12 protein-coding genes are annotated in these 13438 nt (G+C 59.3%); all 12 read left to right on the top strand.

The genetic code is table 11. The features are described from left to right. Window positions 1-66: 66 nt before the first annotated feature. The 12 genes from flhA to AC07W5_RS21940 all read left to right on the top strand — a co-directional run bounded on the left by flhA (window position 67) and on the right by AC07W5_RS21940 (window position 13395). The gene (gene flhA / locus AC07W5_RS21995) at window positions 67-2196 is read left to right on the top strand and encodes a flagellar biosynthesis protein FlhA (RefSeq protein ID WP_494994205.1); all 2130 of its coding nucleotides are present in this window, start codon (window positions 67-69) and stop codon (window positions 2194-2196) included. Window positions 2197-2207: 11 nt separating this feature from the next. Further along, entirely contained in the window at window positions 2208-3527 is a 1320-nt protein-coding gene (gene flhF / locus AC07W5_RS21990; RefSeq protein ID WP_494994204.1) for a flagellar biosynthesis GTPase FlhF, read from the top strand. A gap of 119 nt (window positions 3528-3646) precedes the next feature. Continuing rightward, complete coding sequence (fleN, locus tag AC07W5_RS21985) at window positions 3647-4477, top strand: flagellar synthesis regulator FleN (RefSeq protein ID WP_494994203.1); 831 nt, start codon at window positions 3647-3649, stop codon at window positions 4475-4477. After that, on the top strand, window positions 4474-5214 hold the full coding sequence (gene fliA, locus AC07W5_RS21980) for an RNA polymerase sigma factor FliA (protein ID WP_494994202.1): 741 nt from the start codon (window positions 4474-4476) through the stop codon (window positions 5212-5214). The genes fleN and fliA overlap by 4 nt, the downstream gene beginning before the upstream one ends. 166 nt (window positions 5215-5380) lie before the next feature. Then, the gene (locus AC07W5_RS21975) at window positions 5381-5752 is read left to right on the top strand and encodes a chemotaxis response regulator CheY (RefSeq protein WP_003183998.1); all 372 of its coding nucleotides are present in this window, start codon (window positions 5381-5383) and stop codon (window positions 5750-5752) included. Between the two features lie 30 nt (window positions 5753-5782). After that, window positions 5783-6571 carry a protein phosphatase CheZ gene (locus AC07W5_RS21970; protein WP_494994201.1) on the top strand — a complete coding sequence of 263 codons (789 nt, stop codon included), beginning with the start codon at window positions 5783-5785 and terminating at the stop codon, window positions 6569-6571. Window positions 6572-6598: 27 nt separating this feature from the next. Continuing rightward, window positions 6599-8827: a chemotaxis protein CheA gene (locus AC07W5_RS21965; RefSeq protein ID WP_495024326.1), complete on the top strand. Its 2229-nt coding sequence runs from the start codon at window positions 6599-6601 to the stop codon at window positions 8825-8827. Between the two features lie 49 nt (window positions 8828-8876). Continuing rightward, entirely contained in the window at window positions 8877-10010 is a 1134-nt protein-coding gene (locus tag AC07W5_RS21960) for a protein-glutamate methylesterase/protein-glutamine glutaminase (RefSeq protein WP_495012203.1), read from the top strand. Further along, window positions 10010-10750, top strand: coding sequence for a flagellar motor protein (locus tag AC07W5_RS21955; RefSeq protein ID WP_494994198.1), 741 nt, complete (start codon window positions 10010-10012; stop codon window positions 10748-10750). Before AC07W5_RS21960 ends, AC07W5_RS21955 begins: the two co-directional genes overlap by 1 nt. A gap of 11 nt (window positions 10751-10761) precedes the next feature. Then, window positions 10762-11649 carry a flagellar motor protein MotD gene (gene motD, locus AC07W5_RS21950; protein ID WP_494994197.1) on the top strand — a complete coding sequence of 296 codons (888 nt, stop codon included), beginning with the start codon at window positions 10762-10764 and terminating at the stop codon, window positions 11647-11649. 50 nt (window positions 11650-11699) lie between these two features. After that, window positions 11700-12488, top strand: coding sequence for a ParA family protein (locus AC07W5_RS21945; RefSeq protein ID WP_494994196.1), 789 nt, complete (start codon window positions 11700-11702; stop codon window positions 12486-12488). Between the two features lie 31 nt (window positions 12489-12519). Beyond that, window positions 12520-13395: a CheW domain-containing protein gene (locus AC07W5_RS21940; RefSeq protein ID WP_494994195.1), complete on the top strand. Its 876-nt coding sequence runs from the start codon at window positions 12520-12522 to the stop codon at window positions 13393-13395. Window positions 13396-13438 lie beyond the last annotated feature (43 nt).

Raw genomic sequence — 13438 nt, 5'->3', positions numbered from 1 at the left:
TCTTGCAGTAGCCCCCGTGCGTCGCTTCAGGCGTCAAAAGTTTGCTTCAGGGAACGGGGAATACCGGTGGATCGCTCTCAGTTAATCAACGCCGCTCGCAGCAACCTGGCTGACCTCTCTCGAGGCAATCTGGGTGTGCCGCTGTTGCTGTTGGTCATGCTGGCCATGATGATGTTGCCGGTTCCTGCGTTCCTGCTGGACGTGTTCTTCACCTTCAACATTGCCCTGTCGATCGTCGTGCTGCTGGTCTGCGTTTACGCGTTGCGGCCGCTGGACTTTGCGGTGTTTCCGACCATTTTGCTGGTGGCCACGCTGTTGCGGCTGGCGCTGAACGTGGCCTCCACTCGGGTGGTGATGCTCCACGGTCAGGAAGGTCATGCCGCCGCCGGTAAGGTGATCCAGGCCTTTGGTGAGGTAGTGATCGGCGGCAACTACGTGGTGGGTATCGTGGTCTTCGCGATTTTGATGATCATCAACTTTGTGGTGGTGACCAAGGGTGCCGGACGGATTTCCGAGGTGAGCGCGCGTTTTACCCTCGATGCGATGCCTGGCAAACAGATGGCGATCGACGCCGACCTCAACGCTGGCCTGATCGACCAGCCGCAGGCCAAGCTGCGCCGTCTTGAAGTGGCACAAGAGGCAGAGTTCTACGGCTCGATGGACGGTGCCAGTAAATTCGTTCGCGGTGACGCCATCGCCGGTCTGCTGATTTTGTTCATCAACCTGATCGGTGGTATGGCGGTCGGCATCTTCCAGCACGGCATGGGCTTTGGCGATGCGGGCAAGGTTTATGCGTTGCTGACCATTGGTGACGGATTGGTGGCGCAATTGCCTTCACTGTTGCTGTCGACGGCGGCGGCGATCATGGTGACCCGTGCTTCCGGTTCCGAAGACATGGGCAAGCAAATCAGCCGGCAAATGTTCGCCTCGCCCAAGGCCCTGGCGGTGGCGGCAGGGTTGATGGCGGTTATGGGGCTGGTGCCTGGCATGCCGCACGTTTCGTTCCTCAGCCTGGCTGCGGTGGCCGGTGGTATGGCTTATCTACTCTGGAAGAAGCAAAACGTTGTCAAGGTTCAGGCTCTGGAAGAGGTCAAGCGTCAGCAGGAGCTGCTGCCTTCACCGGCGCGTGCTCAGGAAACCAAGGAGTTGGGCTGGGATGACGTGACACCGATCGACATGATCGGTCTGGAAGTCGGCTATCGACTGATCCCGCTGGTGGACCGTAACCAGGGTGGTCAGTTGCTGGCGCGGATCAAGGGGGTGCGCAAGAAGCTCTCCCAGGATCTGGGCTTCCTGATGCCGACCGTGCACATCCGTGACAACCTCGATCTGGCGCCGAGTGCCTACCGCCTGACCCTGATGGGGGTGATCCTCGCCGAGGCGGAGATCTATCCGGATCGCGAACTGGCGATCAACCCTGGGCAGGTCTATGGCACGCTCAATGGCATCACCGCCAAAGATCCGGCCTTTGGTCTGGAGGCAGTCTGGATCGAAATCAGTCAGCGTCCTCAGGCGCAGTCTCTGGGTTACACCGTGGTCGACGCCAGTACGGTAGTGGCGACTCACCTCAATCAGATTTTGTACAAGCACTCCAGCGAGCTGATCGGCCACGAAGAAGTTCAGCAGCTCATGCAATTGCTGGCCAAAAGCTCGCCAAAACTGGCCGAGGAGCTGGTGCCGGGCGTTGTTTCGCTGTCGCAGCTGCTCAAAGTGCTGCAAGCATTGTTGGCCGAACAGGTTCCGGTTCGCGACATTCGCAGTATTGCCGAGGCCATCGCGAACAATGCGTCCAAGAGTCAAGATACTGCCGCTCTGGTGGCAGCCGTGCGGGTTGGCGTATCACGCGCTATCGTCCAAAGCATTGTAGGCACTGAGTCCGAGCTACCTGTGATCACCTTGGAACCAAGGTTGGAACAGATATTGCTCAATAGTCTGCAGAAGGCAGGACAAGGTCAGGAAGAGGGCGTTCTGCTGGAGCCAAGCATGGCTGAGAAGTTGCAGCGCTCGTTGATCGATGCGGCGCAACGTCAGGAAATGCAAGGTCAACCGGTGATTCTGTTGGTAGCAGGTCCGGTGCGCGCGATGCTCTCGCGGTTCGGACGTCTCGCAGTCCCGGGTTTGCACGTGTTGGCGTATCAGGAAATTCCTGACAACAAGCAAGTGACCATCGTTGCGACAGTAGGGCCCAACGGCTGAGGTAGTGGTTTATGCAAGTTAAGCGTTTTTTCGCCGCCGATATGCGTCAGGCCATGAAACTGGTTCGCGATGAGCTGGGCGCTGATGCCGCCATTATCGGCAATCGCCGGATCGCCGGTGGTGTCGAGCTGACTGCAGCCCTGGATTACAAACTGTCCGCGCTGGCGCCTCGTGTACCGAACATCGAGCTCGAAGACGAGTTGCGTAAAACCCAGTCGCGAATCGTCACGGCTCAGGCTGAACTGAGCCTGCGCGGTGACGGCGATTCAACCACCAATCGTCAGTTGTTCGCCGGTTTGCCGCTGACCGCCGCCGAACCGTTGATCGAGCCGACCTTCGCTGAGCCCCGTCGTCCAGCACCGGCACCCGCTGCTTCGCCTTCCGTGGATCAGCGCGTGTTTGACTCGATGCGATTCGAGCTCAGCGGTCTGCGTGAGCTGCTGGAAGTGCAGTTGGGCTCGCTGGCCTGGAACCAGTTGCAAGGCAGCCGGCCACAGCAGGCCAATCTTTGGCGTCGCCTGCAACGTATCGGTTTGTCCGGTCCGCTGTCGCGCGACCTGCTGGCACTGATTACTGAAATTGAAGAGCCACGTCAGGCCTGGCGCATGCTGTTGGCGCACCTGGCGCGGATGATCGCGACCCCCGAGATCGAGCCGCTGGAAGAGGGCGGGGTGATTGCCATGGTCGGTCCTGCCGGCATGGGCAAGACCACCACGCTGGCCAAGCTGGCGGCGCGTTATGTGCTCAAGTACGGCGCGCAGAACATCGCGCTGGTGAGCATGGACAGCTACCGTATCGGGGCCCAGGAACAGCTCAAGACCCTGGGGCGTATCCTCAATGTCTCCGTGACCCACGTCGACCCGGGCCAGTCCCTGGCGCAGGCGCTCGATCCGCTGTTGCGCAAGCGCGTCGTGTTGATCGATACCGCCGGCCTTCAGGCCAGCGACCCGGCGTTGCGCATGCAGCTGGAAAGCCTGGCCGGTCGCGGGATCAAGTCAAAGAATTATCTGGTGTTGGCAACAACCAGCCAGAAGCAGGTACTAACCGCCGCTTATCACAGTTACAAACGCTGCGGGCTGGCCGGGTGCATCCTGACTAAACTGGATGAAACGGCAAGCCTGGGCGAAGTGTTGAGTCTGGCGATCAGTCACGAGTTACCCGTTGCTTATCTGACCGATGGGCCGCGGATTCCGGATGATCTGCATTTACCACGCCGCCATCAATTGGTCAGTCGCGCCGTGAGTGTGCAGATGCAGGAAGAACCCAGCGAAGAAGCCATGGCTGATATGTTCGCTGACCTCTACCACAGCCCGACCAAGCGGGTCGGCTAAGGTAATAACGAATAGATTGCAGTGAATCTACATCGATGGTCTGCCATGCATTGTTTCAGTGGTGAACGCGCAGCCAGTTATGTGGCCTCCGTCTAAGTAAGACAAGGTATAGAAAGAACATGGGCAGCATGCATCCCGTACAGGTGATTGCGGTGACCGGCGGCAAAGGTGGCGTCGGGAAGACTAACGTGTCAGTGAACTTGTCCCTGGCTCTAGCTGAGCTCGGCCGGCGCGTCATGCTGCTGGATGCCGATCTGGGGCTGGCGAACGTCGACGTTCTGTTGGGACTGACACCCAAACGCACTCTGGCCGATGTGGTCGAGGGGCGTTGTGAGTTGCGCGATGTACTGCTTCAGGGGCCAGGCGGCATTCGCATCGTCCCGGCAGCATCCGGTACGCAGAGCATGGTGCATCTGAGCCCGGCCCAACATGCCGGTCTGATCCAGGCCTTTAGCGATATCGGCGACAACCTCGACGTGCTGGTGATCGACACCGCCGCCGGTATTGGTGATTCGGTTGTCAGTTTTGTTCGCGCGGCCCAGGAAGTGCTGCTGGTGGTCTGCGACGAGCCGACCTCGATCACCGATGCCTATGCCCTGATCAAATTGCTCAATCGTGACCATGGCATGAACCGCTTCCGTGTGCTCGCCAACATGGCGCAGAGCCCGCAGGAAGGTCGCAATCTGTTCGCCAAGTTGACCAAGGTCACGGATCGCTTCCTGGACGTGGCCTTGCAGTACGTCGGTGCGGTTCCCTACGACGAGTGTGTGCGCAAGGCTGTGCAAAAGCAGCGTGCGGTCTATGAGGCCTTCCCTCGTTCGAAGTGCGCCCTGGCGTTCAAAGCCATTGCTCAGAAAGTCGATACCTGGCCGCTGCCTGCCAATCCACGCGGGCATCTGGAATTCTTCGTCGAGCGGCTGGTGCATCAAACGGCAGGGCCGGTGCTATGAGCGCCAGCGGGTACAACCTCTACAAGGCGTCGGCACGTGACAGCCAGTACGAGCTGATCGAGCGCTATGCGCCACTGGTCAAGCGTATTGCCTACCACTTGCTGGCACGCCTGCCAGCCAGTGTTCAGGTCGAGGATCTGATCCAGGCCGGGATGATCGGCTTGCTGGAAGTGTCGACCAAATACGACGCCAGCAAGGGCGCGAGTTTCGAGACTTATGCGGGGATCCGCATTCGTGGCGCGATGCTCGATGAAGTGCGTAAAGGTGACTGGGCTCCACGTTCGGTACACCGCAATACCCGGATGGTCAGTGACGCAATCCGCTCAATTGAAGCTAAAACCGGACGTGACGCTAAAGATCACGAGGTTGCGGCCGAACTCCAATTGAGTCTCGATGATTATTACGGGATTTTGAACGACACCTTGGGTAGTCGGTTGTTCAGCTTCGACGATCTGTTGCAGGACGGCGAGCATGAAGGGCTGCACGAGGATGGCGCGAGTGCTCATCTCGAGCCGTCGCGTGATCTGGAAGATGAACGCTTCCAGGCTGCGTTGGCGGACGCGATTGCCAATTTGCCGGAGCGTGAGCGACTGGTGTTGGCGCTGTACTACGACGAAGAGCTGAACCTCAAGGAAATCGGTGAGGTCCTGGGAGTCAGCGAATCGCGGGTCAGCCAGTTACACAGCCAGTGCGCGGCCCGTTTACGGGGGCGTTTGGGGGAGTGGCGAGCGCGCTGACAGGCAGTGTGGGGACACTGCGAACGAGGCTGGTATGGCGTAGCCGCACCGGTCACGGCCCGTTGTGCTCCATGCAACCGTTGAGTGTTACGCCGAATTGATTGAATGGCGCGTTCAGGTGCTGGGCGCGTTTTAAGACTGCTTGGAGGTCGAATTGGACAAGAACATGAAAATCCTCATCGTTGATGACTTCTCAACGATGCGGCGGATCATAAAAAACCTGTTGCGTGACCTTGGGTTCACCAACACGGTCGAGGCGGATGATGGTACTACCGCGATTCCGGTCCTCAACAGCGGGAGCATCGACTTTCTGGTAACGGACTGGAACATGCCCGGCATGACCGGTATCGACTTGCTGCGCCACGTGCGTGCCGATGAAAAGCTCAAGCACCTGCCGGTGTTGATGGTGACGGCCGAAGCCAAGCGCGAGCAAATCATCGAAGCCGCTCAGGCCGGCGTGAACGGCTATGTGGTCAAACCATTCACGGCTCAGGCGCTGAAAGAGAAGATCGAAAAAATCTTCGAACGCATCGGTTGATATGCGGAGCCAGTCCGCCACGGGGGAGCTATGGAGCATAACGAATCTTCACTGGGCGATTTTGAATCGACCCTGAAAAAACATGCCAGCGAACTGGTCGAAAGCCTTGAAAAAGGTAAATTCGGCGACGCCGTGCAACTGATCCATGAGCTCAACCAGACCCGTGATCGCGGCCTGTACCAAGAGGTAGGCAAGCTCACCCGCGAGCTGCATAGCGCAATTGTCAATTTTCATATTGACCCGCACATGCCGCAAGCCGAGGAGGTTTCACAGATCACGGATGCCACTGAGCGCCTGTCCTATGTGGTCAGGCTGACCGAGGCTGCGGCCAACCGCACCATGGACCTGGTCGAGAACAGCACCCCGTTGGTCAATGGCCTGAGCACCGAGGCTCAGGCCTTGAGCGTGGACTGGGGGCGGTTCATGCGTCGTGAAGTCGGTGCCGAGGAGTTCCGTGAACTGGCCCGGCGGGTAGACGGTTTCCTGACGCGTAGCGAGCAACAGACTCGTGTCGTGTCGAGCAATCTCAACGACATCCTGCTGGCTCAGGATTACCAGGACCTCACAGGCCAGGTGATCAAGCGCGTGACCCAATTGGTCACGGAAGTCGAAAGCAATCTGCTCAAACTCGTGTTGATGGCCAGTCACGTCGACCGGTTTGCGGGCATTGAACATGACCGCGAATCGATCCTCGCGGAAAAAGATCCGGAAAAACATCTGTCTCAGGGTGAAGGTCCGCAGATTCATGCCGATAAACGTGAAGACGTTATGTCCGGTCAGGACGATGTAGACGATTTGCTTTCCAGCCTTGGATTTTAGGCCGACTTATCAGGAGCACCCATACACATGAGCTTCGGCGCCGATGAAGAGATCCTTCAGGATTTCCTGGTTGAGGCCGGCGAGATTCTTGAGCAACTGTCCGAACAACTGGTTGAGCTTGAAAGCCGACCAGATGATGCGGACTTGCTCAACGCAATTTTTCGCGGTTTTCACACTGTAAAAGGGGGCGCCGGCTTCCTCCAGCTCAACGAGCTGGTGGAGTGCTGTCACATCGCCGAGAACGTCTTCGACATCCTGCGCAAGGGTGAGCGTCGGGTCGACTCGGAATTGATGGACGTGGTTCTGGAAGCGCTGGATGCCGTGAACGGTATGTTCACCCAAGTCCGCGAGCGCACCGCGATCACCGCTGCAACACCTGAATTATTGGCAGCGTTGGCGCGGCTGGCCGAGCCTGCCGCTGCCGATGTTGCACCGGCGGTTGAAGTGAGCGCCGAACCTGTCGTCGAGAGCGAATCGGGCGACATCACCGACAATGAGTTCGAACAGCTGCTCGATTCGCTCAATGCGGTCAAAGCCCAGGCAGAAACGCCTGCGGTGGTTCAGCTGGCTCCAGCGGCTCCAGGCAGCGATGAAATCACCGATGCCGAGTTCGAGTCGTTGCTCGATCAGTTGCACGGCAAGGGCCAGTTCGCCGTTGACGCCGTCACGGCACAAGCTGAGCCTGCTGCGCCAAAGGGCGAAGCGGCCAGCAACGAGATTACCGACGACGAATTCGAAGCATTGCTCGATCAGTTGCACGGCAAAGGTACATTCGCGGTAGATGCACTGGATGCGGCGATCGCTTCGGTGCCAGCTGCTGCCCTGCCAAGTGCTCTGGCGGCTGGCAGTGATCTGATTTCCGATCATGAGTTCGAGTCGTTGCTTGACGAGTTGCACGGCAAAGGCAAGTTCACTGAAGTACCTGCTGCTGCGACTGCGGTAGTGGCGGCGCCTGTTGCCAAAGCGGTTGCACAGCTGGTCACAAAAGCACCTGAAGCCAGGGCCCAAGCGCCAGAGCCGGCGGCTCCTGCACCGGCTGCGGCCAGAGCGCCTGCGGCTGCGTCATCGGAAAAACCGGCCAGTGAAGCCGAGACCACCGTGCGGGTCGATACCGCGCGGCTGGACGAGATCATGAACATGGTCGGCGAATTGGTGCTGGTCCGTAACCGCTTGGTCCGTCTGGGCCTCAATAGCGGCGATGAAGCCATGTCCAAAGCCGTGTCGAACCTCGACGTGGTGACGGCCGATCTGCAAACCGCGGTGATGAAAACCCGGATGCAGCCGATCAAGAAAGTCTTCGGTCGCTTCCCGCGACTGGTACGCGATCTGGCTCGCCAGTTGAAGAAAGAGATCAACCTGGAGCTGGTCGGCGAAGAAACCGACCTCGACAAGAACCTCGTCGAGGCCCTGGCCGACCCGTTGGTCCACTTGGTGCGCAACGCGGTCGACCACGGTATCGAGTCCCCGGAAGAACGCGAAGCATCGGGCAAGTCCCGTGGCGGCAAGGTGATTCTGGCGGCCGAGCAAGAAGGCGACCATATCCTGCTGTCGATCTCCGATGACGGCAAGGGCATGGACCCGAGTGTCCTGCGTTCCATTGCGGTGAAACGCGGTGTGATGGACAAGGATGCCGCTGATCGTCTGAGCGACACCGAATGCTACAACCTGATTTTTGCACCAGGTTTCTCGACCAAAACCGAGATTTCCGACGTGTCGGGTCGTGGTGTGGGCATGGACGTGGTGAAAACCAAGATTTCCCAGCTCAACGGTTCGATCAACATCTACTCGACCAAGGGCCAGGGCTCGAAGATCGTCATCAAGGTCCCGTTGACCCTGGCGATCATGCCGACGCTGATGGTCATGCTCGGCAACCAGGCCTTTGCTTTCCCGCTGGTCAACGTCAACGAGATTTTCCATCTCGACCTGTCGCGCACCAACGTGGTCGATGGCCAGGAAGTGGTGATCGTGCGCGACAAAGCGCTGCCTCTGTTCTATCTCAAGCGCTGGCTGGTCGCTTCCGCCGCTCACGAAGAGCAGCGTGAAGGCCATGTGGTGATCCTTTCAGTGGGCACCCAGCGGATCGGCTTTGTCGTCGATCAACTGGTCGGTCAGGAAGAGGTGGTCATCAAGCCATTGGGCAAGATGCTTCAGGGAACCCCGGGCATGTCCGGCGCCACCATCACCGGTGACGGCCGCATTGCGCTGATTCTCGATGTTCCGAGCATGCTCAAGCGTTACGCCGCACGGCGTATTTGATTCTGATGGAGCGGGGCGACTGAGCCTCGCTCCGTCTAACGGAGTGTTTATGGCAGTCAAAGTCCTGGTGGTGGACGATTCGGGGTTTTTCCGCCGCCGCGTCTCGGAAATTCTTTCAGCGGATCCGAGCATCCAGGTCGTCGGTACGGCGACCAACGGCAAAGAAGCGATCGATCAGGCGCTGGCCCTCAAGCCAGACGTGATCACCATGGACTACGAGATGCCGATGATGGATGGCATCACGGCGGTGCGGCACATCATGCAGCGCTGCCCGACTCCGGTATTGATGTTCTCCTCGCTGACCCATGAAGGCGCCCGGGTAACCCTCGACGCTCTGGATGCCGGTGCGGTGGACTTCCTGCCGAAGAATTTCGAAGACATCTCGCGTAATCCCGAGAAGGTCAAGCAACTGCTGTGCGAGAAGGTTCACAGCATTTCGCGCAGTAACCGTCGTTTCAGTGCCTACAGCGAACTCGCCTCGCAACCGGCCGCTGCGCCCGTGCCTGCACCGTCGCCCTCTGTCAGCACTTTCGGCAGCAGCGCGCCTGTACGTCCCGCACCCGCGCCGATGCCTGCCCGTGTTCCTGCGGCCAGCCCGAGCTCGCCCGCACCGAAACGCAAATCCTACAAACTGGTCGCCATCGGTACGTCTACGGGCGGCCCGGTAGCGTTGCAGCGGGTGCTGACTCAGCTGCCAGCAAATTTCCCGGCGCCGATCGTGCTGATCCAGCACATGCCAGCGGCCTTCACCAAGGCGTTTGCCGAGCGCCTGGACAAGCTGTGCCGCATCACTGTCAAGGAAGCGGAGGACGGCGATATTCTGCGTCCAGGCCTTGCTTTGCTGGCACCCGGTGGCAAGCAAATGATGATCGATGGCCGTGGCGCGGTGAAAATCCTTCCGGGCGACGAGCGTCTGAACTACAAGCCGAGCGTGGACATCACCTTTGGTTCGGCAGCCAAATCCTACGGTGACAAAGTTCTGGCGGTGGTGCTCACCGGCATGGGTGCCGATGGTCGCGAAGGCGCGCGTCTGCTCAAGCAGGGTGGCAGCGCCATCTGGGCCCAGGATGAAGCCAGCTGCGTGATCTATGGCATGCCGATGGCCATTGTCAAAGCCGATCTGGCGGATGCTGTGTACGGCCTGGACGATATAGGCAAACATCTGGTCGAGGCTTGCCTCTGATGGATGTTTTAAGCCTTATCGGGATCATCATGGCGTTTGTCGCCATCATTGGTGGCAATTACCTGGAAGGTGGTCATCTCACCGCACTGGCCAATGGCCCGGCGGCGCTGATTGTGTTGGGCGGCACCGTCGGCGCTGCGTTGTTGCAGTCGCCAATGAGCGCCTTCAAACGCGCCATGCAGATCTTTATCTGGATTTTGTTTCCGCCTCGTGTCGATCTGCCCGGTGGCATCGATCGGGTGGTGAACTGGAGCCTGATCGCCCGCAAGGAAGGTTTGCTGGGTCTTGAAGGCGTGGCTGATACCGAGCCCGACAGCTACTCGCGCAAAGGCTTGCAGTTGTTGGTCGATGGCGCCGAACCGGAAGCGATCCGCAGCATCCTCGAGGTGGACTTCTACACCCAGGAAAGCCGTGACACCGACGCTGCCAAGGTTTTTGAAAGCATGGGCGGTTATGCGCCAACCATCGGCATCATCGGTGCTGTCATGGGCCTGATCCATGTCATGGGCAATCTGGGCGACCCTTCGCAACTGGGCAGCGGGATCGCCGTGGCGTTCGTTGCGACCATCTACGGTGTGGCCAGCGCCAACCTGGTATTGCTGCCGATTGCCAGCAAGCTCAAGTCCATCGCGTTGCGCCAGTCGCGTTATCGCGAAATGCTGCTCGAAGGAATCCTGTCGATAGCCGAAGGTGAGAACCCTCGTTCAATTGAGTTGAAGCTTCAGGGCTTCATGGACTAATGGAGTAGCCCATGGCACGTCGTCGCCAACCTGAAGAGCACGTCAACCACGAACGTTGGTTGGTGTCCTATGCCGACTTCATTACGCTGCTGTTTGCTTTCTTCGTGGTGATGTATTCGATTTCGTCGATCAACGAAGGCAAATACAAAGAGATTTCCCAGGCCCTGATCGGCGTGTTCAACGACTCGCAACGCACCCTCAAGCCGATTCCCATCGGTGACGAGCGGCCCAGGACGGTCACGCCGGCCAAGCCGTTGGTCAAGGACAGCGAGCAGATTGACGCGGGCATTGCTCAGGCGAGCAACGACCCACTGAAGTCCATTGCCGATGACATCAGCGCCGCGTTCGGTGACTTGATCAGCTCCAATCAAATGACCATCCGCGGCAACGAGTTGTGGGTCGAAATCGAATTGAATTCCAGCCTGCTGTTCGGCAGCGGTGACGCCATGCCCAGCGATGTCGCGTTCAATATCATCGATAAGGTGGCGAAAATTCTGAAGCCCTTCGACAACCCGATTCACGTTGAAGGTTTCACCGATGATCAGCCGATCCGCACTTCGCAATACCCGACTAACTGGGAGCTGTCGTCAGCTCGCTCCGCCAGCATTGTGCGCATGCTTGCCATGGAAGGAGTGAATCCGGGCCGTCTGGCTTCGGTCGGTTATGGTGAATTTCAGCCGGTGGCCAATAACGCGACCTCCGAAGGCCGTGCGCGCAATCGCCGCGTGGTGCTGGTGGTGTCGCGCAACCTCGATGTGCGCCGCAGTCTGACGGGCACCGGCACGGCAAATGCCAAACCCGATGCCGCATTGAAGCGTGCTGGCACACAAACTGCACCCTCGTCCGTAAAGTCGACGAGACGAGAGAGTGCCGTCAATTCTCCGTCGCCCGCCCTATAACTTAGCGCTATTTCTCGGTTGAGCCTGTTCGACCGGGAGGAACAATCTGAATGAGAGTCTGGGCAGTTGCCAATCAAAAGGGTGGTGTCGGTAAAACCACCACCTCCATCGCTCTAGCCGGTTTGCTGGCTGAGGCGGGCAAGCGCGTGGTCGTGGTTGATCTCGACCCCCACGGCTCCATGACCAGCTACTTCGGCTATGACCCCGACAGCCTGGAACACAGTAGCTACGACCTGTTCCTGCACAAGGGTAGCGTGCCGGCGGGGTTGCCCGGTCAACTGCTGCTGCCCACCAGTGACGAACGCATTTCCCTGCTGCCTTCGAGCACCGCGCTGGCGACCCTTGAGCGTCAGTCACCAGGGCAGAGCGGTCTGGGTCTGGTGATCGCCAAGAGCCTCGCGCAGTTGTGGCAGGATTTTGATTACGCGGTGATCGACAGCCCTCCGTTGCTCGGCGTGCTGATGGTCAATGCCTTGGCGGCCAGCCAGCAGTTGGTGATCCCGGTACAGACTGAACACCTGGCGGTCAAAGGCCTCGAGCGCATGGTCAACACCCTGGCGATGATCAATCGTTCGCGCAAACAGGCGTTACCATTTTGCATCGTGCCAACCCTGTTCGATCGCCGAACCCAGGCGTCCATGGGGACATTGCGGGTACTGCGCGACATGTATCCCGAGGACATCTGGCAAGGCTACATTCCGGTCGATACCCGTTTGCGCGATGCCAGCCGGGCAGGGCTGACGCCTTCTCGGTTCGACGGCAAAAGTCGTGGGGTTCTGGCCTATCGGTCATTGCTCAAGCACCTGCTTTCCCTGCAACTCGTCCCACAGGTGGCCTGAGATGACGCTTCTTTCTGCGGGGAGTGTTCCAATGAACAGTCCGGTAAAAATCACTACTCGCCCGCAATTGGCGCTGCAGTCTTATCTGGACGCGTTGTTGCAGGACGCGACCGAGGAGCTTGAGCTCGAAGCGTTGACTGAGGTCATAGCGCCGCAAGACACGCTGGATGAGTTTCAAGCCGCCGTGCTGGAAGAGCAGGCCCGTGATGCGCAACAGCGAGGCATGGCCGTTCCGGCTGTAGCTGCCGCCGTGCGGGTGCAGGCGCCGATGCCGATTGCCGTGCCGGTGCTGGAAGCGCCTGCGCCGATTCTCGCGCCGGTTTCACTGGTCGCACCAATGCTGCAAGCGTTGGTCGAGCCGGTGGCCGAAGTCCATCTGCCGCCGAGCAACACACCGCCACCTGTGGAAAGCGATGGTCGCCCGTCGTGGGCAGCCGAGCCGTTCGAATGCCTGCTGTTCGATGTGGCCGGTCTGACGCTCGCAGTGCCGCTGGTGTGCCTGGGTTCCATCTATTCCCTGGCCGGTCACGAGTTGACGCCGCTGTTCGGTCAGCCGGAATGGTTCCTCGGGATTCTGCCGAGCCAGGCTGGCAATCTGAAAGTGCTGGATACCGCTCGCTGGGTCATGCCGGATCGTTACCGCGATGATTTCCGCCAGGGCCTGCAATACGTGATCTCGGTTCAGGGCTATGAATGGGGGCTGGCGGTGCATCAGGTCAGCCGTTCCTTGCGCCTGGACCCGAACGAAATCAAATGGCGTAGCCATCGTGGTCAGCGGCCATGGCTGGCCGGCACGGTAATCGAGCATATGTGCGCGTTGCTGGATGTCTCGGAGCTGGCGGAGCTGATCGCCAGTGGCGGTGCCAAACACATGAACGGCCGCAAGCCGATCCACAAACCTACATAACAAGCACCTGGCCGCATACAAGATGCGGTCGGCCAGAACATAC

The sequence above is a fragment of the Pseudomonas sp. GW821-FHT01E05 genome (genome assembly GCF_059422425.1).
Note: the sequence above shows the minus strand (reverse complement) of the source record. Positions and strands in the feature narration are given on the sequence as shown.

Coding starts and splice junctions, on each gene's coding strand:
- AC07W5_RS21965 (WP_495024326.1), top strand. CDS start 6,599: ATGAGCTTCGGCGCCGATGAAGAGATCCTTCAGGATTTCCTGGTTGAG.
- AC07W5_RS21945 (WP_494994196.1), top strand. CDS start 11,700: ATGAGAGTCTGGGCAGTTGCCAATCAAAAGGGTGGTGTCGGTAAAACC.
- AC07W5_RS21960 (WP_495012203.1), top strand. CDS start 8,877: ATGGCAGTCAAAGTCCTGGTGGTGGACGATTCGGGGTTTTTCCGCCGC.
- AC07W5_RS21955 (WP_494994198.1), top strand. CDS start 10,010: ATGGATGTTTTAAGCCTTATCGGGATCATCATGGCGTTTGTCGCCATC.
- motD (WP_494994197.1), top strand. CDS start 10,762: ATGGCACGTCGTCGCCAACCTGAAGAGCACGTCAACCACGAACGTTGG.
- flhF (WP_494994204.1), top strand. CDS start 2,208: ATGCAAGTTAAGCGTTTTTTCGCCGCCGATATGCGTCAGGCCATGAAA.
- fliA (WP_494994202.1), top strand. CDS start 4,474: ATGAGCGCCAGCGGGTACAACCTCTACAAGGCGTCGGCACGTGACAGC.
- AC07W5_RS21975 (WP_003183998.1), top strand. CDS start 5,381: ATGAAAATCCTCATCGTTGATGACTTCTCAACGATGCGGCGGATCATA.
- fleN (WP_494994203.1), top strand. CDS start 3,647: ATGGGCAGCATGCATCCCGTACAGGTGATTGCGGTGACCGGCGGCAAA.
- AC07W5_RS21940 (WP_494994195.1), top strand. CDS start 12,520: ATGAACAGTCCGGTAAAAATCACTACTCGCCCGCAATTGGCGCTGCAG.
- AC07W5_RS21970 (WP_494994201.1), top strand. CDS start 5,783: ATGGAGCATAACGAATCTTCACTGGGCGATTTTGAATCGACCCTGAAA.